An 18,567-nucleotide genomic window follows, 5' to 3' on the forward strand; every position below is an offset into this window, starting at 1 on the left:
CTCGTCCATATACTGAACCGTATGCCGGATTCAACCTTAATTGTTGTGGAATCACCCGCCAAAGCCAAAAGCATTCAAAAAATGCTGGGCGCTGGCTATGAGGTGCGGGCCAGCAAAGGTCACATAGCCGATCTGCCCGAGCACGAACTGGGGGTGGATACCCAGGCCGATTTTGCACCGCAGTACACTGTCAAAAAAGACAAACAACCCATTGTGGAAGAGCTCAAGCGGGCGGCTCGAGGCAAACGGGTGCTCATCGCCACCGACCCCGACCGCGAGGGTGAGGCCATCGGTTGGCACGTGGCCCGGCTGCTGGGCCTCAACCCGCAAACCCCTCTACGGGTGGAGTTCCATGAGATTACCCCCAAGGTGGTGCGGGCCGCCGTGCAGAAGCCACGCCCAATAGACCAAAGCCTGGTCGATGCCCAGCAGGCCCGGAGGGTGCTGGATCGGCTGGTGGGCTACCAGCTCTCGCCGGTGCTGAGCATGGAGTTTCGGCGCCGGGCCCTATCGGCGGGCCGGGTGCAATCGGTCGCATTGCGGCTGCTGGTTGAGCGGGAGCAGGAAATCGAGGCCTTTGTTCCTCAGGAACACTGGAGCCTCGAGGGTCGGTTCGAGTCGGAGGGCCAGCAGTTTAAAGCCATGCTGTACAGCCTGGGCTCGGAGCGGGTGCAGTCCGGCGATAAATTCCTGATCACCAGTGAAAAACAGGCCCAGGAGATCGCCCGGCTCGCAAAAGATGTCTCAGGTTACCGCATCGGCAGCATCGAGCGCCGTGAGCGGCGCCGCAATGCCCCTCCCCCTTTCATCACCTCGACCCTCCAGCAAGCGGCCAGCAGCAGGCTGGGCTGGACAGCCAGCCGCACCATGCGCGTGGCCCAGAAGCTTTACGAGGGGATTGATCTGCCCGAGGGCACCGTGGGCCTCATCACCTATATGCGCACCGACTCAACTCGAGTCTCGCAGGAGGCCCTGGCCGAGGTGCGGGCCTTTATCCCGCGCCACTTTGGGCCGGCCTACCTGCCCGAGAAGCCCAATTTTTTTGCGGGCAAAAAAGCCGCCAACGCCCAGGACGCGCACGAGGCCATCCGTCCTACCTCGACCGAACGAACCCCAGACGCGCTGCGCAAGCACCTCAGCGACGAGGAGTACAGGTTATACCAGCTTATCTGGCAGCGCTTTGTGGCCTCACAGATGACCCCAGCGGTTTTTGATCAGACCACCGTGACGGTGGTTGGGGCCAGTGGAACCCCCAGCGGCGACCTGATCTTCCGGGCGGTGGGTTCGGTGCTGAAGTTCGACGGTTACCTGCGGGTGTATGGGCGGGAAGAAGGCGACGAAGCCGAAAACCGGCTACCGCCCCTACAGGAAAACGCCAGCGCCCGCCTGCTGGAGGTTACGCCTGAGCAGCATTTCACCGAGCCGCCCCCACGGTACACCGATGCCAGCCTGGTCAAAACCCTCGAGGAGATGGGCATCGGGCGGCCTTCGACCTACGCCCCCACCATCGACACCCTCGAGCGCCGGGGTTACCTCGAGCGCAGCGGCAAGTCGCTAAAGCCCACCCCGCTGGGCCGCGAGGTTACCGGCTACCTGATTAAGAGCTTCCCCGACGTGGTGGCCTACGATTTTACCGCCCAGCTCGAGTCCCGCCTCGACGAGATCGAGGAGGGCAAAGCCGCCTGGCCCAAGGTGGTGCGTGAGTTTTACGAACCTTTCCTCAAGGACTTTGCCAAGGTGCCGCAAAAACTCTGCCCTAAATGCGGGCGGCCCCTGGAGCTCAAGGTCTCGAGGTTCGGGCAGTTTTTGGGCTGCACCGGCTACCCCGAGTGCAAACACACCGAACGCCTCGAGCTCAAAAAAGAACCCGAGCCCATCGGGGAAGCCTGCCCAGCCTGTGGGGAGGGTCAACTGGTGCGCCGGCACGGGCGCTACGGCAGTTTTATTAGCTGTAGCCGCTACCCCGAGTGCAAGTACACCCGCGACGAGGCCCCTTCCACCGGGATCGAGTGCCCCAAATGCCACGCGGGCGAGGTCGTGCAAAAAACCAGCAAGCGGGGCAAGCCTTACTACCGCTGCAACAACCCGGCCTGCGACTTTTTATCCTTCGACCCGTTGCTGCCGGACAAGTGCCCCCTTTGCGGTTGGAACGAGGTGGCCAAGGGTCGCAGCGGCAAGCGGGCCTGTACCAATCCAGGCTGTGAACGCTACGGCGGGCCCAAGCTCGAGGCTCTGAACCAGCGGCGCACAAAAAGCAGCAGTAAAACCTCCGGTACAGCCAAAAACAAGGTCAAGGACAGGGCCAAAGCCAGCGCCACCTGGGCCGACCTCGAGCCCTTCATCACCAAAGCCGGCCTCACCCCCGAGCAAGCCGAGGTGGCCCGCCGCACCCAGGGCCAGCAAAAGCAGGTAGCTGCCGTGGCCAAAGCCCTCAATCAGCCCGAAGAGGCCGTGTTGAAACTCTTCCGCCAGGCCATGTTCAAGCTGCGCATGGAGTACGGCAAGGCCCGCAAAGAAGCGGTAAGCGCCTAGGCAGGGTGTGGTTGTATGAAGCTTCACCTAGTGCGGCTGGCTAAGCGCCAGGGACAGGCGCGCTTTCCGGGCCTCGAGGGTTTTTGCACGCTCCTGATGGAAAAGCCCCAAGAAATAGAGGGGCCGCGCCTGTACGTGCTGCTCGAGGGCGAGCTGGTGATAGACCTCCCCGACCACAGCTACCTGCACCTGCGCAAAGGCGAAGGGGCGCACCTACAGGGCCCCCATAAAATAACCCCCATCGATCCCAGCGTGGTGGCTGTGTGGAACCCCTGAGGGTGCTAGCATAAAAGCATGAACCACCCCGAGCTACAGCCGGTATTAGAGCGCATTCTGGAGGTGGTGCCGGCCCAGCAGATTATTCTCTTTGGCTCGAGGGCCAAAGGCCAGGCCCGCCCAGACAGCGATTACGATTTGCTGGTGGTGGTGCCGCCCGAACTGCCCAAACGCCCTACCGCCCAGTCCATCCACCGGGCTTTGCTGGGGCTGCTGGTGCCTGTTGATCTGGTGGTGGCGCATCCAGCCGACCTGGAGCGCTACCGCACCGCCTGGATGACCATTTATCCGGAAGCGCTGCAGGGCGGACAAGTGCTGTATGCGGCCTGATTCCACCGACCCCCAAGCCTGGCTGGCTCGAGCCAAGAGTAATCTGGCCCTGGCAGCTGCCGGCCCTATCACTCCTGAGGTTTACCTCGAGGATCTCTGCTTTGAGGCCCAACAAGCTGCTGAAAAAGCCCTCAAAGCCTTGTTGATCGCACACAATGTCCCCTTTCCTCGCACCCATGCTATAGGGCTGCTGCTTTCCTTAGTGCAAACCCATGTTCTAGAGCCACCTACCGGTGTGCTCGAGGCCGCCCAGCTCACTCCCTATGGCACCCTGGGCCGCTACCCCGGCGAGGACGACCCCGTGACCGAGGACGAGTACCATAAAGCCCTCGAGCTCGCCCAGCGGGTGGTGGCCTGGGTGGAGGCACAGATGGCGTGCTAGCATACAGACATGGAATACCCCGAGCTAAAGCCGGTATTGGAGCGCATTCTGGAAGTCGTACCGGCCCAGCAGATTATTTTGTTCGGCTCGAGGGCCAAAGGCCAGGCCCGCCCGGACAGCGATTACGATTTGCTGGTGGTGGTGCCAGAAGAGTACATCACCCTAGAAAACTATAAAGCGCTGTACCGCTGCCTCGGCCAGGTCAGGCGAAGCTTTGGGGTAGATTTGATTCTGACTACACCCGAACAGCTCGAGCGCGCGCGCAAGGCTTGGATGCCCCTCTATTCCGAAGCGCAGCACAACGGTCAGATTGTGTATGCCGGGTAAGGGCAACAACCCCAAAGCCTGGTTGCTGCGGGCTAAAGGCAGCCTGGCCCGCGCCAGCGCAGGCCGCCTCGCCCCAGAAATTCTTTACGAAGACCTCTGCTTCGACGCGCAGCAAGCTGCCGAAAAAGCCCTCAAGGCCCTGCTGCTGGCACACCACCAGCCCTTCCCCAAAACACACGACATCGGCCTCTTGTTGCAGCAGTTGGAAGCAGCGGGCATGGCCTTACCGGAGGAGATCAGAGCTGCCGAGGTGCTGTCTTTTTACGCCGTGGTAACCCGCTACCCAGGGGATTACCCCGATCTGGATGAAGCCGCTTACCTGGAAGCCCTCGAGCTCGCCCAGCGGGTGGTGGCCTGGGTGGACAAGCAACTTTAGACCCAGACCCTCGCAGTGCACATCAACCCACCAGGTACAGCACCTCGCTCAGGGCCTGCACATACTCCTCGGGCCGCAGGCCTTTTTTGGGGATGCGGAAGCCGGGGGGGTACTGGGTGGGCTCGACCCGGAAGGGCAGGGCCCGCAGGGCTTTGGCGTCGTAGTCGAGGGCGGAAGTCTGGAAGGCGATTTGCAGGTGCAGCATGTCCTCGGTGATGGAGACCACCCCCCGGCCCTCGGCCAGCAGGCGCAGGCGGGTGAGGGCCAGGAAGTTCTCCACCTCCTGGGGGGCCGGGCCGTAGCGCTCCTTGAGTTCTTTGACCAGGCGGGCGAGCTGGGCCAGGTTTTTGCACTCGGCCAGGCGGCCATAGTAGCGGCTGCGGGCCGCGGGGCTCTGGATGTACTCCGGGGAGAGCCGGGCCGAGAGCTGAAGGTCGAGGGTCACGTGGCGCTCAGGTTCGGTTTGTTCGCCCTTTAGCTTGCGGATGGCCTCGGAGAGCAGCTCGGTGTAGATTTCCAGGCTCACCGCGCGGATGTGGCCGTGCTGCTCGGGGCCCAGCAGGTTGCCCACCCCGCGGATTTCCATATCCTTTTCGGCCAGCAGGTGGCCGGAGCCCAGGTCGGAAAGGTCGGCGATGGCGGCCAGGCGGCGTTCGGCCCCTTCGGTGAGGCGCAGGGGGTGGAAGAGGTAGGCCCAGGCCTCCTGGTCGCGCCGCCCCACCCGGCCCCGGAGCTGGTACAGCGCGGCCAGGCCCAGCTTATCGGCCCGCTCGACCAGGATGGTGTTGGCCTCGGGGATGTCGAGGCCGGACTCGATGATGGTGGTGGCTAGAAGTACATCGAAAGCCCCCTCGGCGAAGGCCAGCATGGTCTCCTCCACCTCGGCCTCGGGCATCTGCCCGTGCACCACCCCAAAACGGGCCTCGGGCACCAGGGCTTCCAGGTAGCGGCGCCGGGCCAGGATGGTGGCGACCCGGTCGTGCACGTAGAAGGCTTTGCCGCCGCGCTCGAGCTCGTCCATGATGCCCTGCCGCACCAGGGCCGGATCGTAGGGGGCCAGCAGGGTGCGGATGGGCTTGCGGCCGGGGGGCGGGGTCTGGATGCTGCTGAGGTCGCGCAGGCCCACCAGGGCGCTGTAGAGGCTGCGGGGGATGGGGGTGGCCGAGAGGTAGAGGGTGTCCACGGCCTCTTTGAGTTCGCGGATGCGCTCCTTCTGCCCCACCCCGAAGCGGTGCTCCTCGTCCACTACCAGTAGGCCCAGGTCCTTGAAGCGCACGTCGGGCGAGAGCAGGCGGTGGGTGCCGATCACGATGTCTACTGTGCCCTGCTCGAGGCCCCGCAGCACCTCGCGGGTCTCCCGCTCCGAGGTGAAGCGCGATAGCGCCGCCACCCGCACCGGCAGGCCCTCCAGACGCTTCTGAAAGGTCTCCTTGTGCTGCTCGGCCAAGAGGGTGGTGGGCACCAGCACCGCCACCTGGGCCCCATGCCCCACCACCCGGAAGGCCGCCCGCAAGGCCACCTCGGTCTTACCGAAGCCCACGTCGCCTGAGATCAGGCGTTCCATGGGCCGGGGGGCCTCTAGGTCGCGCAGGGTCTCCTCGAGGGCCTTCCGCTGGTCGGGGGTGAGCTCGAAGGGAAAGTTTTGCTCAATCAGAACGTCCCACTCAGGCAGCGGCCCAAAAGCCCGGCCCGGCGTGGCCTCGCGCTTGGCGTGCAGCACCAGCAGGCGCTGGGCCAGTTCTTCCGCATCTTTGGCAGCTTTCTCGCGGCTCCGCTTCCACTCGCCCTTGCCCAGCGAGGAAAGCGCCGGGGGGTCGTCGGTGGTGCCAGGGTGGCGCTTCAGGAGCGGGAGTTGCTCGACCGGCAGGTACATGCGGGCCTCACCGGCGTAGCGCAGCACCAGGTAGTCGCGCTGGGCCCCCAGCACCTCGCGGGTCTCCAGGCCCAGGTACTGGCCGATGCCGTGCTCGGGGTGGATCAGGTAGTCGCCCACGGCCAGGGCGCCGGGGTCGGTCTCTTCGGCAGAGAGCAGCTTGCGGCTGCGCAGCACCTCGGCCCCACCGAAGGCGTACAGGTGGGCCTCGCTCAGGTAGACGGTGCGGCTTTGGGGCTCGAGGAAAGCCCCTTCGAAGGAGGCCGGTACCAGGTTGAGGCTGCCGGGCCGGGGGCCCAGGGTGGGGGTGGAGACCACGGCCAGGTCGGGGTACCGGGCCTGAAGCTTGGAGAGCAGGTAGTTTCGGCTCTTGACGTGGCGATAAAAGAACACCACCGACCAGCCCGCCCCCACCCAGTTATGCACATCCTCGACAAACTGGGAGATGCGGGCCCGGTAGGGGGGCAGGGGCTTGTAGTCCAGGGACAGGGTGGGCAGTTCGGGCCCTCCCAGGCCAAAGGCCACCCGATCCCGCCCGGCCAGCAAAGGCCACAGCGCCTCCGGGGCCAGGGCCGGGGTGTCGAGGAAGACCGGGCCGGGGAAGTGCAGAATCTTGTGGGAGTCCCAGGCCTCGGCCTTGCCTGCGCGGGCCGTCAGGACGTGGCGCTGGCGGGGCTGGCCGTCCACCTTGAGCACCTCGAGCTCGTCGCCAAAGAACTCGAGGCGCACCTCGCCCAGCTCGAGGACGTCCCCCTGCACCCGATAGTCCTCTTCGCGCAGGTAGCCCATGCGCAAAAGCCGTTCCAATAGTTCGTCGCGCAGGTAGCGGCGGCCCACCTCGAGCACCAACCGCCAGTCTTCGGGCCGGGCCGGAAAGCCCTCGAGGGCCTCGCGGTAGCTCATCACCACCACCTCGGCCTCGCCGATGGCCTCCAGACCAGGGTTCACATAGGACGAGACCCCCAGCGCGCTCAGATCGGCGTACAACCCCAGCCGCTCCTCGGGGCAGAGCAGCACCCGGGGGCCATGATGCTGGGCAAAGATCAGCGCGCGGGCCACCTGGGGCAGGCCGGGCAGGTAGTGGTTCAGGACAGAGGGCTCGGTAAGGTTCATAACAAATCATCAAAGCCCACCAGGAAAACCTGGGGGGATCGGCTCCAGTCTACAGGGGCAGCACCGATTGCACTACCGGCGGCTCTAGCGGGCGAATGCCATCATTACAGCGTCTAATGTTATCATTTAAGCATGGTGCGCACCCAGATTCAGCTCGAGGAAGCGCAATGGCAACAGCTACGGGAGATAGCCCACCGCGAGGGCATCTCCATAGCAGAGGCCGTGCGCAGGGCCGTAGATAACATGCTGGAAGAAAAACAAAAAGCCTACCGCTGGCGCAAAGAACAGGCCCTGGGCGTGGTGGGGCGCTTTGCTTCGGGCCTGCAGGATGTGAGCGAAAACCACGACCGCTACCTGGAGAAAGCCTTTGACCCTCGTTGACACCTCGGCCCTGTATGCCCTCCTAGATCGAGATGACCAAAACCATCCAGAGGCCAAAGAACGCTGGGAGATGCTCCTGGAAGAAGGCGAGCCCCTTTGCACACACACCTATGTGGGGGTAGAAATCACTGCCCTGGTACAGCGTCGGCTGGGGATAGAGGCCGTGCGCGCGCTCGAGGCGCTGATGGGCGTGATAACCTTATACCCAGTGAGCCTGGCCCTGCATCAGCAGGCGTTGGCTGCCTTGCTTAGCGCCGGGCGCCGCGAGGTAAGCCTGGTAGACTGGGTGAGCTTTTTGTGGATGCGAGAGCAAAATATCCGCCAGGCTTTCGCTTTTGATCAACATTTCCTCGAGCAGGGGTTCACCAGCCCCCCTTCCAAAACACCATGACCGACGTACTTATCATATCGGGCGGCAACGCCGAAGACCTGATTGGGGCCACCCTCTGCCAGCACCTGGAGGGCCTGCGGCTGGCTGCGCTGCCCCTGGTAGGCCCCGGCAAGCGCTACGAAGGCCGTGTAGAACGTATCCTGGGGCCGCGCAAACAGATGCCCTCCGGGGGCTTTCCCTTCAACAGCCTGGAAAACCTGCTGGCCGACCTGCAGGCGGGCTTTTTGCAAGAAATTGTCCTGCAAATCCGCGCAGCCCAGCTTGCCCGCCGCGAGGTGCGGGCCGTTGCGGTGGTAGGCGATGCCTACGCGCTGGCCGTGGGGGTGCTGGCCTCGGATTGGGGCCGCAGACCCTTATTTCACATCCAACCACTCATTTCTAGCTATTACCTACACGGAAGAAGCGTGTGGGAGAGGTTGCGCCAACCCAACCAGTTTTTTGCTGAGGACTTTTTATTCTACGAACGCTGGATGCACCAATTTGTGCGGGCGGTGTATGTGCGGGACAAGCTCAGCGAGCAGCGGGCCCATCAGCTTGGTATGCACAAAACCAAGTTTCTTGGCAGCTTAGCTATGGATATCCTGGGTACTCCCGAGCGCGACCTAAGCGGGCTACTGGACGGGCGCAAGGTACTGGTGCTCTTGCCCGGCACCCGGGCCGATGTGCGCTTCAGCCTGCCCCTCATGCTGCAAACCGCTGCGCTGCTACCCGAGTTACAACCCCTGGTGGCCTGGGCCGGCGACTTTACCAACGTACCTCTAGCCGAAGGCTGGGCGCTGGATATTCGGGACGAGCAAACCGCCATCGCCCACCACAACGGTCAGCAGGTCTGGCTCTTGCGGGGGGCCTTCTCGGCCATTCTGCACGTGGGCTATGTGGCTATTGGTACCGCCGGCACTGCCAACGAACAGGCGGCCGGGATGGGTATCCCGGTGGTGGCCTTCCCCACCCCAGGGCCGCAGTACATTTACCCCAACGCCCTGCGGCAAAGCCGGCTGTTGGGCAAGGCCATGCAGTTGGTGGAGGCCCGCGCAGATCGCATTGCCGAAGCGGTCAGGGTATTTATATCGGATGCGTTGACTCGAGAAAAAGCCCTGCAGGAAGGCCCTGAGCGAATTGGTAAGCCGGGAGCGATACCCCGCATAGCTGATGAACTTCGCCTCGCAATTGGAGTCGGAAAGATTTTATGAGTGAGCGAATACTAGCTCTGATCGTCACCCACAATCGTCAACATATGCTGCGGGACTGTCTCGAATTGCTGGCAGCCCAAACCCGCAAACCAAATCACACACTGGTCATAGACAATGCCTCCACCGACGATACCCCCGCGCTTCTAGCCCAGCACCAGGTCGAACATATACGCCTGGAAAAGAACACGGGCGCGGCAGGAGGTTTCCACTTTGGGCTGGCCGAGGCCTGCCGAAGGGACTTCGACTGGGTCTGGCTCCTCGACGACGATGCCCACCCAAGGCCCGACAGCCTCCAGAAGCTATTGGAGGGCCTGGAGCGGGCTCGAGGTATCGGACCCGAGCCCAACCTGCTGCTAAGCCGCCTGCTCTGGGTAGACGGGCGCGTCCATCCCATGGGTGTACCCTGGCCGGATCTGCGCAAACCGGGGCTCATGCTCAAAGCACGCTCCCACGGCCTGATGCCCGTTCGCTTTGGCACCTATGCCTCCATGCTGGTCAATCTGCGGGCCGCCCAAAGCCATCCCCTTCCGACGGCGGCTTACTTTCTGTACAACGACGACCTCGAGTACAGCGGGCGCCTGCTGCGCCGGGGGGTGGGCTACCTCGTGCGAGACAGCCTGGTGGTGCACAAAACCCGCAACCCCTATAGCTCGGCAATCAACGCTTCGGACGAGGTGTTTTACCTCGAGGCCCGCAACCGGGCCTGGTTGGTGCGCTCGGACGCCTTTGGGCCTCTCGGCAAAACCTACTGGCTACTGAATAGCCTGGGGGTGTTCACGGTTCGTCTCCTAAAAAAGGGCCCACAAGGTATCAAACCCATCTGGAAAGGCTGGCTCGAGGGTTTTCAAACCCTGCCCGATTCCAACAACCAAGCCTGATTCCGCACGCTCAATCGACTAGCTTAATGTCGTTGACCAGGATGGGACTGCTAAAATCGCGGCATGCACCCTCGTCGCGAAATGCCCCCAGCGCCCAATGGGTTGGATAATACAAAAGTGTCCACGCATCTTTTATATTGCCCTTGGCTCGGGGCCAGTCGGATGACGCCCAGCCCCGCAAGGAGGGCCCTATGAACGCCCTGGACAAGCTCCCATGGCAGCGGCAGGATTTGCCCAAATTCATCGTGATGCTCTCCACGCTGGGCCTTTTAGAGTTCACCCGCTCAGCTTTTTTCTGGGTGTACATGCCCTTTTCATCCAAAGAACTGGGTCTTAGCCTGAGCCTGGTCGGGCTGGCCTGGGTTGTGCACTCCCTGACCGAAGCACTGAGCCGGGGTATTGGGGGGTTTTTAGTTCAACGCATAGGCTTTGGCGCGGTGGGCGTTCTATCGGGCTTGGTGGGACTGCTGGCTTTGTCCGGCACCATCCTTAATCCCAACGGGTGGTTCTTGCTGGTAAGTATGCTGCTTTGGGGCGTGAGCATCTCCGGGTTGCAGCCAGGTTACCTATCTTTTTCCAGTCGAATCGCCGTTCCTGGTAGAGAAGGCCGGGCCATCGCCTATGCGCAGTTCCTGGTGATACCCTGGATTGGTCTGGGCTGGGTCTTAGGAACCTTTTTTATAAGGAATCTGCCTGAAAGCACCTCGTTGCTGCTCTTTGCTGCCCTGGGCCTGGTCACCCTGCTCGGCCTCGCCAGCCTGGGCGTGCGGGAGCCTTTGCCAAAGCAAAGCCTTAACATTCGGCAGCTCATGCAGGTGCTCATCATCGTTCCAACCGCCTTTGCCCAGCTTTTTTTGCAAAACCTGTTCAATCTGGTAATCCTCAAATTCACCCTCACACACCTCAAGCTGACCGAGTGGCAGCTTTATCTAGCCATGGGTCTAGCCGCCGCAGTGGTCTTCCTGGGGGCTGGTATCCTGGGCCGCCTGCCCGACCGCAAAGGGGTCTGGCTACCCCTGATCTCCAGCCTGGGCGCTCTGGCCGCCATCTTCCTGCTAATCGCCCAGCAGCCCTCCTACCCCTACTTCTTGCTTTTGTGCTTGCTGGGGGGCATAGCTTTTGCAACCTTTGTGCCAAGCTGGAACGCCCTATTGGTGCGCCTGCTGCCCACGGAAAACCGAGCAGCCATCTGGGGCTCGTTGATGGTGGTTGAAGGCCTGGGAGCCGCCACCGGCCCGGCGGTAGGCGGGTTTTTATGGGACTGGCTGGGCCCCCGCGGTCCCTTCTGGGGCGGGGCCGCGGTATGTGGGCTGCTAATCGCCTTCTACGGTTTCGTTTACTGGAGACTGCGCCGCGGCCTCTCGGTCGAGGCCTCTTAAATCAACCCTCGAGCGCCCCAACCATACTTACACCTCAAACTGCCAAACCCCAATAGAATATAGCCGCTATGGGATACCGAATCGAAACCGACACCATGGGCGAAGTGCAGGTCGAAGAGAGCCGCTACTGGGGGGCGCAAACCCAGCGTTCGCTGCAGAACTTCCCGATTGGGCAGGAGCGTTTCAAGATGCCCCGCTCCATCATCCGGGCCATGGGCATCCTAAAAAAAGGCGCGGCCCTAGCCAATGCCGACCTGGGCGAGCTACCTCGAGAGAAGGCCGATCTGATCGTACGGGCCGCCGATGAGGTGATTGCGGGTAAGCTGGACGACCACTTCCCGCTGGTGGTCTTCCAGACCGGCTCGGGCACCCAGACCAACATGAACGCCAACGAGGTCATTGCCAACCGGGCCATCGAGCTGGCCGGGGGCGTGCTGGGCTCCAAAAAGCCCATTCACCCCAACGACGACGTCAACCGGGGGCAGTCCTCCAACGACACCTTCCCCACCGCCATGCACATTGCCGTGGTGGAGGAACTGCACCGGCAGCTTTACCCCAACGTACAAAAGCTGCGTGACACCCTGGCGGCCAAGGCCGAGGCTTTCAAGGACGTGGTGAAGGTCGGGCGCACCCACCTGCAGGACGCCACCCCCATCACCCTGGGGCAGGAAATAGGAAGCTGGGTGGCCCAGATCGACTACTGCCTGGGTGAGGTTCGCCACGCCGAACAGGGCCTCTACGAGCTGGCCATCGGGGGAACGGCGGTGGGCACCGGCCTCAACGCCCACCCCAAGTTTGGCGATCTGGCCGCCTCGTATTTTGCCAAGGAAACTGGCTTCCCCTTTGTTTCGGCCAAAAACAAGTTTGCCGCGCTGGCTGCTCACGACGCCCTGGTCACCACCAGCGCCGCCCTGCGCACCCTGGCCGGGGCCCTGATGAAGATGGCCAACGATGTGCGCTGGCTGGCCTCCGGCCCGCGCAACGGGATTGGTGAGATTACCATCCCCGAGAACGAGCCCGGCAGCTCCATCATGCCCGGCAAGGTTAACCCCACCCAGAGCGAGGCCATGACCATGGTGTGCGTCCAGGTCTTCGGCAATGACGCAGCGGTAGCCTTTGCGGGTTCTCAGGGCAATTTCCAGCTCAACGTGTTCAAGCCGGTGATGGTGTACAACGTTCTGACCAGCATCCAACTGCTGGGCGACGCCTGCGCTGCTTTCAACGACAACTGTGCGGTGGGCATCGAACCCAACCTGCCGCGTATCCGGGAGAACCTCGAGAAAAACCTCATGCTGGTCACCGCCCTCAACCGCCACATCGGCTACGACAAAGCTGCCGCCATCGCCAAAAAGGCTCATAAAGAAGGCACCAGCCTCAAGGAAGCAGCCCTGGCACTGGGCTACCTGACCGAGGAAGAGTTCGATAAGTGGGTGGTGCCTTTAGAGATGACCCACAACTAGCGGCCTTTTGAGACCTCAGTCACAGCCTGAACCGGACTTGCGGTAATAGAGTACACCTGGGAGGTTCAATTATGAGTTACCCGTTCAAACTACCCGAGCTCGCCTACCCAAAGGACGCACTGGAACCCCACATTGACGCGCAAACCATGGAGATTCACCATGGCAAGCACCACGCGGCCTATGTGAACAATCTGAATGCGGCTCTGGAAAAACACCCCGAGCTGCATAGCTGGAGCCTCGAGGATTTGCTAACCAAAATTAACCAGGTGCCCGAAGACATCCGCACCGCCGTGCGCAACAACGGCGGCGGCCACCACAACCACACCCTATTCTGGGACATCCTCACCCCCGGCGGCTCCAAAGAGCCTACCGGCAAGCTGGCCGAGGCCATCAATGCCACATTCGGCTCTTTCGAGGAACTGAAAGCCAAGCTAACCCAGGCTGGCGCGACCCGCTTTGGCTCCGGCTGGGCCTGGCTGGTAAAGGACAAAGACGGCAAGCTGCAGGTCTATAGCACCGCCAACCAGGACTCCCCCCTGATGGAAGGCCACACCCCGCTGCTGGGCATTGACGTGTGGGAGCACGCCTACTACCTCAAATACCAGAACCGCCGCCCCGACTACCTGGCGGCCATCTGGAACGTGATTAACTGGGACAAAGTGGCCGAGCGGTTCTAGCGGAACTTTTAGCAAAAAAGGCCGGGGGGTTCCCCGGCCTTGACGCTTGGACGTTCTAGGGTGCGGTTGTAAATGTGCGGCCTGTAGATGCAGTGAAACTGCCTTCGGCAGCGCCCAAGAACACAGCCAGCCAACCTCCAGGCCCCGCCGCAGCGTCTACCGAGGCGAAAGGCGCAGCTCCCACAACATTCCATGAATAGACCGTAGATGCGGGTAATCCAAGCCCCACCGAGCTGAGGTTGGGAATGGTAGTGCTGGCCGCAGCAGTTACCACCACATAGTCGGGGTTTGCACCCGGGCCGTTAAATACCACAAAGTGCACACCGCCGGAGAAGGGGGTATACGAGAAGGTGGTGCTATTGTTGACGCCCGTAGCGGCATTGGGCGGCAGGCTAAGGTCTGAGCCTGCTGGCAGGGAAATCGAAACGCTAGTAGCATTGACCGCAAGACCTGGTTTGGTTGTAATCACAGTGGTTCCTGCAGCATTCCCTGCCGTAACCTGCATCCGTATAGTAGCTCCAGTGACATTGGGCGTGGTATAGGCAAAATTGGTGCTCGCACCAGTATCGGTTAGCACATCGATGTGCGACCCGTCTGCAAAGCCAACGGCCATGCGCTTGTTTGTGAGGGTGTATCCAGCCGGAAGGGTGACCGAACCCGAGATAGTGGCTTCGCTTACCCCATACATGGTTACATTCTGACTACCAAACGCTCCACCATCCGATAGCACCACACCCAGCTTCTCCCCGTACCCTTTGTAGTCGGTGGGAAGGTTCGTGCCGTCAAACAACCATTGAAGCGCATGAATATTTCCGGTGGTGGTGGTGGAACCAAACCAGCTAACCGTACCCATATTGTAGACACCGGTAGCGGTGTTGGCCGTTGCGCTATCCACCGCTTGGGGTGATCCAAAAGCGGTTCGGGTTACGTGGTTTGCGGGTTCGGGGAAGCCCGCACCACCCGAAACCGTGCCACTGAGAGTGGCTGACCGCGAAACGCCTGGAGAAAACCCGAGAAATACCAAAGTTGGATCGGTGCGGGTCAAACCCTTGTAAATGAGCGACCGGTTCCCAGCTACCACGGTTGCGTCATAGGGGGGGGTGACGCTGCTTACGCTAAAAACACCGCTTGCGTTGGTGGTTGTGCTGAAATTGGTGCCACCAGAGGTTATGACAACTGGCGCACTGGCAACTGGCTGTAGGTTTTCACCGATTACCGTACCAGAAACAGTAATGGTGGCAGGCGGATTAACGGTAATGTTGGCGGTGGCCGTTAGCGAGCCCGAGGTTGCAGTGAGTTGCACTGTAGTTGAGCTGGCTATCGTAGCTGGGGGCGTATAGGTAACAGAGGTACCTGTGGTTGCCGAGAGCGTACCTACATTTGGGCTAAGCGCCCAGTTGATGGTACCGGACGCATTGCTGAGGGTCGCGTTGAAGACTTGGTTTCCCGTCCCGGCAGTGAGTGTTGCCGAGGTCGGGGAAACCGTGAGGGTGGGTGCGGTTCCTCCGCCTCCACCGGGACAGGCCGTTAGCAACGGTATTAGACTCATGCTCAGGAGCCACAATAAACGTTTCATACAAACCTCTGAGCTCAACCATGTTGATGAATTTCAGGTTGTAGCCAGCTAGAGGCTAACAAGACCAGCGTTATATCGCCGTTACTGTTCTGAGCAAAACGCACTGCAATCCATCGTTTGCTTTGCAGTTTTATGGCAAGGTCATCTTTCAGGCACTTTGCTCAAAGCCCAGGCCACATACCGGTTTTGCAAAAGCCGTTCGGCAAGGTGAGGGGGCAATTGCTGCGCCAAGTTGTGTAGCAAGCTTTGGGTTTCGGCCAGCAAGTCCGCCCCTTGCTTGTCTCCCAGGGCCCGTGCCCTGGCATAAAGCACCAGCGGGAGGTCGTAGATGCCCAGTGCCCACGGCGCGCGCAGCTCGTGGGCCTCAGCAGAGATTTGCCGTGCTTGCTTGCGGTTACCGGCCCGTAAATGGTTCAGGGCCAAAGCTGCCAGTGAGCGGGCAGTGTGGCGGTATTCCTTTCTGTCGCGCCAGATCTGCACCGATTCCTCGAGGGTCTGCCGGCTTTGTTCAAGGTACCCCTGCTCGAGCAGGGTAAAGCCTAGGTTGAAAAGCGCATGGCCCAGCCGGGCCCGCTCACCCATCTCGCGCAGGTCGCGCAGAGCGGCCTCGAGCTCGCGCCGGGCTTCCTCCAGGCGGCCCGCAACCATCAGGGCGTTGCCGTAGTCGGAGCGGAGCAGGGCCAGGTCGCGCCAGGCCCCGACTTCGGCGGCCTCGACCATGGCCCGCTGCACGGTGGCCTCGAGCGTGGGTTCCAGGCCCAGCACCGCCGCATTAAGCAGAAGGCCCTGCAAAGCATCCCACACCGCCCACCAGTCGCCGCGTTCGCGGGCTTCCTGGTACAGCAGGTCGGCCATCTGCGTGCTGGCGGCATAGTCGCCTTTGACCCAGTCCACCATCAGCTTGTCGGCCCTTAGGCGGCGGAGCAGCAGGTCGTCTTTGAGTTGGGCGGCCCGTTTGAGGGCCTGCTCATAGACCTGCTGATGCTGCTCCAAGTCCCCCACCCGGAACCAGTAGCCCGAGAGGTTGCGCAAGGCCAGGGTTTCCATGGCCGGGTCGCCAATATCGTGGAAAGCCTGTATGGAGGCTAGCAGGGGCTCGAGCTGCTTATCGGGGTCACCCCCACGGTACTCGAGCCAGGCCAGTTTGAACAGGGCATGGCCCTGCTGCCAGGGCGTTCGTGCTAGATGCTTGGCCTCCTGTATCGCTTCGATCCCCTCGGCCACCCGGCCCGAGGCCAGGGCCACATCCGCATTGAGCAAGTGCATACGAAAGCGCTCAGGGTCGCCCAGATTTTCGACCAAACGGGCCATCTCCTGGCGCTCGGGAATCTGCAGTTGCCCCAGCAAGACCCGGGTCTCGGCGGCTTCGATCAGCATACGAAAGCGCTCCGAATCCGGTTCCATGGACGGACACAAAACCTGGGCGCGGGCATAGTGTTCCAAGGCCTGCCGGGCCAAGGGCCCCCGGCGCAGGCTACGACCGGCCATCAGATGGGCCACATAGGCTTCGGCGCGCTGCCCAGCCGCCTCCAGGTGCGCGGCCAGTTGGGGCAACGGCCCGCTCACCTCGCGCAAGGCATTGGCGATACGCCCGTGCAACCAGCAGCGACGCGACTCGCTCATCTCGGCCAGTACGGCCTGTCGTACCAGTTCGTGGCGCAGGGTATAGCCGGCCGGATCCAGGCGCAAGAAGCCGCTCTGGGTCAGGCGCTCCAGGGCTTCAATGGGGGCCTCGAGGTGGCGCAGCAAGCCGGCGGCCAGCTCGGGCGGCAGGGGAAAATCGGCCAGCGCCAGGGCTTGCGCAATGGGAACAACCCCCTCACCCAGTCGCTTAAGCCGCTCCAGCAGGGCATCGCGCACGCTGGGTGGGAGGGGCAGTTCGCGGTAATCGCTGGTAAAGCCATCGAAGGGGGTATGCCAGGCCCCCGCCTCAGCCCTGAGCAGGCCCTGGTCGAAGAGGTAGCGCAGCGTCTCCAGAACATAAAAGACATTTCCCTCCGTGGCCTTGAACAAGCGTTCGGCGAAGCGTTCACCACCCTCCTGCTGGCCCGAAAGCTGGCGCAGTAGATCGAGCAGGGCCGATTGGTCGATGGGCTCCAGGACTCGTTGCTGCATACTCCCTTCCTGGGCCAGCTCTTGCAGCACCCGCCTCACAGGCTCATTGTTTTGAAGTGCTTCGAATCGAGATGTGCCCAGCACTGCCAAGCCCAGCCTCCCCGCCCGGCGCACCAGGTAGGGCAGAAACTCCAGGCTGGCCCAGTCCAGCCATTGCAGATCATCCCAGAGCACCACCCCGCCGGGGCGAGCAATGGCTAGCAAACCCCTGCAAAGCGCCTCAAATAAGCGTGTCTTGTGTAAGCTGCCAGGTGGGCTTCCCAGCTCGGGCAGAAGCTGGGCCAGCTCCTCTCGCCAGGGTGAGGACAGATGGTGAAGCCTGCGATCCTCGTAGGCCTGGCGCAATACCTCCAACACCGCACTGAAACCAATTCCCTGGCCGCTTTCGCGCTGGCGAATCCGCAACACCTCGGCAGAACCGGCCCTCGTCCGCCGTCTGGCGTACTCCAGGGCCAGCCGGGTTTTACCCACCCCTGCTTCACCCAGCAGCAGCAGCAGGCCCTGCCCCCAGTGGGTCTCGAGCCAAAAGATATCCGCTTCACGGCCTACCAGAGGCGGCTCAGCCCAGGGGTTGGGGCTGTCGTTTGGAGGAGCGGTGAACCTGCCGGCCAGCATCTGCGCTCCAAAGGCCTTCATTTCCTGGCTCAGCTCGAGGCCTAGCTGTTCCATGAGCAGTGCCCGAAACTGTTCAAACTGCCGCAACGCTGCCGCGCGATCCCCCATCTGCAGGTACAGGCGCATTACCGCCATCTGATCGGACTCCTGTAAGGGATCATCCCCCAGAAGTCGGAGGTACATCTTTAGGGCCTCATGGTAATTAGCACCAGCTTCGTAGCTGCGGGCCAGACCGAGCAGGGCTTCGCGGTAAAGGCCAGCCCAGCGTTCACGCTCGGGAATCAGCCAGTCCTGGAAATTTTCCGAGGTCTTCGCTTCCAGATTGGCCAAAAACCCACCCCGCCAGAGCGCTGCTGCTTCGGCCCAAGCCCCCTGGGCCATCCGGTGCAGAAAAACCTCGAGGTCGGTCTCAACCGCCCCCAGGCCGACCGAGGCTGTGGTTTGCGCGAACACCTGCTCCCATGGGGTACGTTTAAGGCGGAACAACTCCTGGCGCAGGTTTCTGCGTGAGGCCGCCTCGTCGCCTTCCCATAGCAGATCGGCCAGACGACCCCGCTCCACCGGGTGGCCCACCACCGCCAGGTAGGCTGCCATGGCCACCGCCTTGCGGGGCAGCAGCGGCACCAACGCGCCATCCGCCCAAAGCTGGGGCGGGCCAAGCAAGCTCAGGTAGAGGGCCATTTAATCCTCGCACCG

At 62.2% G+C, this 18,567-nt stretch carries 16 protein-coding genes; 13 read left to right on the top strand and 3 right to left on the bottom strand.

Translation table 11 applies throughout. From position 1 onward, the window contains the following. Positions 1 to 21 precede the first annotated feature (21 nt). The 6 genes from topA to MRUB_RS08225 are packed head-to-tail and all read left to right on the top strand — an operon-like array spanning position 22 to position 4,223. A complete protein-coding gene (gene topA, locus MRUB_RS08200) occupies positions 22 to 2,532 on the top strand; it encodes a type I DNA topoisomerase (protein WP_013013879.1) in 2,511 nt (836 codons plus the stop codon). A gap of 15 nt (positions 2,533 to 2,547) precedes the next feature. Beyond that, positions 2,548 to 2,808: a hypothetical protein gene (locus tag MRUB_RS08205; protein WP_013013880.1), complete on the top strand. Its 261-nt coding sequence runs from the start codon at positions 2,548 to 2,550 to the stop codon at positions 2,806 to 2,808. Positions 2,809 to 2,826: 18 nt separating this feature from the next. Continuing rightward, positions 2,827 to 3,138 carry a nucleotidyltransferase domain-containing protein gene (locus MRUB_RS08210; RefSeq protein ID WP_013013881.1) on the top strand — a complete coding sequence of 104 codons (312 nt, stop codon included), beginning with the start codon at positions 2,827 to 2,829 and terminating at the stop codon, positions 3,136 to 3,138. Next, positions 3,128 to 3,520: a HEPN domain-containing protein gene (locus MRUB_RS08215; protein ID WP_013013882.1), complete on the top strand. Its 393-nt coding sequence runs from the start codon at positions 3,128 to 3,130 to the stop codon at positions 3,518 to 3,520. Before MRUB_RS08210 ends, MRUB_RS08215 begins: the two co-directional genes overlap by 11 nt. Positions 3,521 to 3,529: 9 nt before the next feature. Further along, the gene (locus MRUB_RS08220; protein WP_013013883.1) at positions 3,530 to 3,847 is read left to right on the top strand and encodes a nucleotidyltransferase domain-containing protein; all 318 of its coding nucleotides are present in this window, start codon (positions 3,530 to 3,532) and stop codon (positions 3,845 to 3,847) included. Then, complete coding sequence (locus MRUB_RS08225; protein ID WP_013013884.1) at positions 3,837 to 4,223, top strand: HEPN domain-containing protein; 387 nt, start codon at positions 3,837 to 3,839, stop codon at positions 4,221 to 4,223. Before MRUB_RS08220 ends, MRUB_RS08225 begins: the two co-directional genes overlap by 11 nt. A 22-nt stretch (positions 4,224 to 4,245) precedes the next feature. Here the strand turns inward: MRUB_RS08225 and mfd are convergent, their stop codons facing one another. Next, positions 4,246 to 7,209, bottom strand: coding sequence for a transcription-repair coupling factor (mfd, locus tag MRUB_RS08230; protein ID WP_013013885.1), 2,964 nt, complete (start codon positions 7,207 to 7,209; stop codon positions 4,246 to 4,248). Positions 7,210 to 7,341: 132 nt separating this feature from the next. On the opposite strand from mfd, the gene MRUB_RS08235 reads away from it, so the two are divergent. From MRUB_RS08235 to MRUB_RS08265, 7 genes are all read left to right on the top strand, one after another. Continuing rightward, positions 7,342 to 7,590 carry a ribbon-helix-helix domain-containing protein gene (locus tag MRUB_RS08235; protein ID WP_013013886.1) on the top strand — a complete coding sequence of 83 codons (249 nt, stop codon included), beginning with the start codon at positions 7,342 to 7,344 and terminating at the stop codon, positions 7,588 to 7,590. Beyond that, the gene (locus MRUB_RS08240; RefSeq protein ID WP_015586900.1) at positions 7,577 to 7,981 is read left to right on the top strand and encodes a type II toxin-antitoxin system VapC family toxin; all 405 of its coding nucleotides are present in this window, start codon (positions 7,577 to 7,579) and stop codon (positions 7,979 to 7,981) included. Before MRUB_RS08235 ends, MRUB_RS08240 begins: the two co-directional genes overlap by 14 nt. Continuing rightward, entirely contained in the window at positions 7,978 to 9,171 is a 1,194-nt protein-coding gene (locus tag MRUB_RS08245; RefSeq protein WP_013013888.1) for a lipid-A-disaccharide synthase-related protein, read from the top strand. Before MRUB_RS08240 ends, MRUB_RS08245 begins: the two co-directional genes overlap by 4 nt. Next, complete coding sequence (locus MRUB_RS08250; RefSeq protein ID WP_013013889.1) at positions 9,168 to 10,049, top strand: glycosyltransferase; 882 nt, start codon at positions 9,168 to 9,170, stop codon at positions 10,047 to 10,049. Before MRUB_RS08245 ends, MRUB_RS08250 begins: the two co-directional genes overlap by 4 nt. Before the next feature lie 191 nt (positions 10,050 to 10,240). Continuing rightward, the gene (locus tag MRUB_RS08255; protein ID WP_013013890.1) at positions 10,241 to 11,428 is read left to right on the top strand and encodes an MFS transporter; all 1,188 of its coding nucleotides are present in this window, start codon (positions 10,241 to 10,243) and stop codon (positions 11,426 to 11,428) included. 68 nt (positions 11,429 to 11,496) lie between these two features. Continuing rightward, positions 11,497 to 12,888, top strand: coding sequence for a class II fumarate hydratase (fumC, locus tag MRUB_RS08260; protein WP_013013891.1), 1,392 nt, complete (start codon positions 11,497 to 11,499; stop codon positions 12,886 to 12,888). A 71-nt stretch (positions 12,889 to 12,959) separates the two neighbouring features. Next, the gene (locus tag MRUB_RS08265; protein ID WP_013013892.1) at positions 12,960 to 13,565 is read left to right on the top strand and encodes a superoxide dismutase; all 606 of its coding nucleotides are present in this window, start codon (positions 12,960 to 12,962) and stop codon (positions 13,563 to 13,565) included. A 55-nt stretch (positions 13,566 to 13,620) separates the two neighbouring features. Here the strand turns inward: MRUB_RS08265 and MRUB_RS15580 are convergent, their stop codons facing one another. Both MRUB_RS15580 and MRUB_RS08270 read right to left on the bottom strand, forming a co-directional pair. Beyond that, a complete protein-coding gene (locus MRUB_RS15580; RefSeq protein ID WP_013013893.1) occupies positions 13,621 to 15,141 on the bottom strand; it encodes a carboxypeptidase-like regulatory domain-containing protein in 1,521 nt (506 codons plus the stop codon). A gap of 141 nt (positions 15,142 to 15,282) precedes the next feature. After that, complete coding sequence (locus tag MRUB_RS08270) at positions 15,283 to 18,552, bottom strand: ATP-binding protein (RefSeq protein ID WP_013013894.1); 3,270 nt, start codon at positions 18,550 to 18,552, stop codon at positions 15,283 to 15,285. Positions 18,553 to 18,567 lie beyond the last annotated feature (15 nt).

The sequence above is a fragment of the Meiothermus ruber DSM 1279 genome, from assembly GCF_000024425.1.
Taxonomy (GTDB): Bacteria; Deinococcota; Deinococci; order Deinococcales; family Thermaceae; genus Meiothermus; species Meiothermus ruber.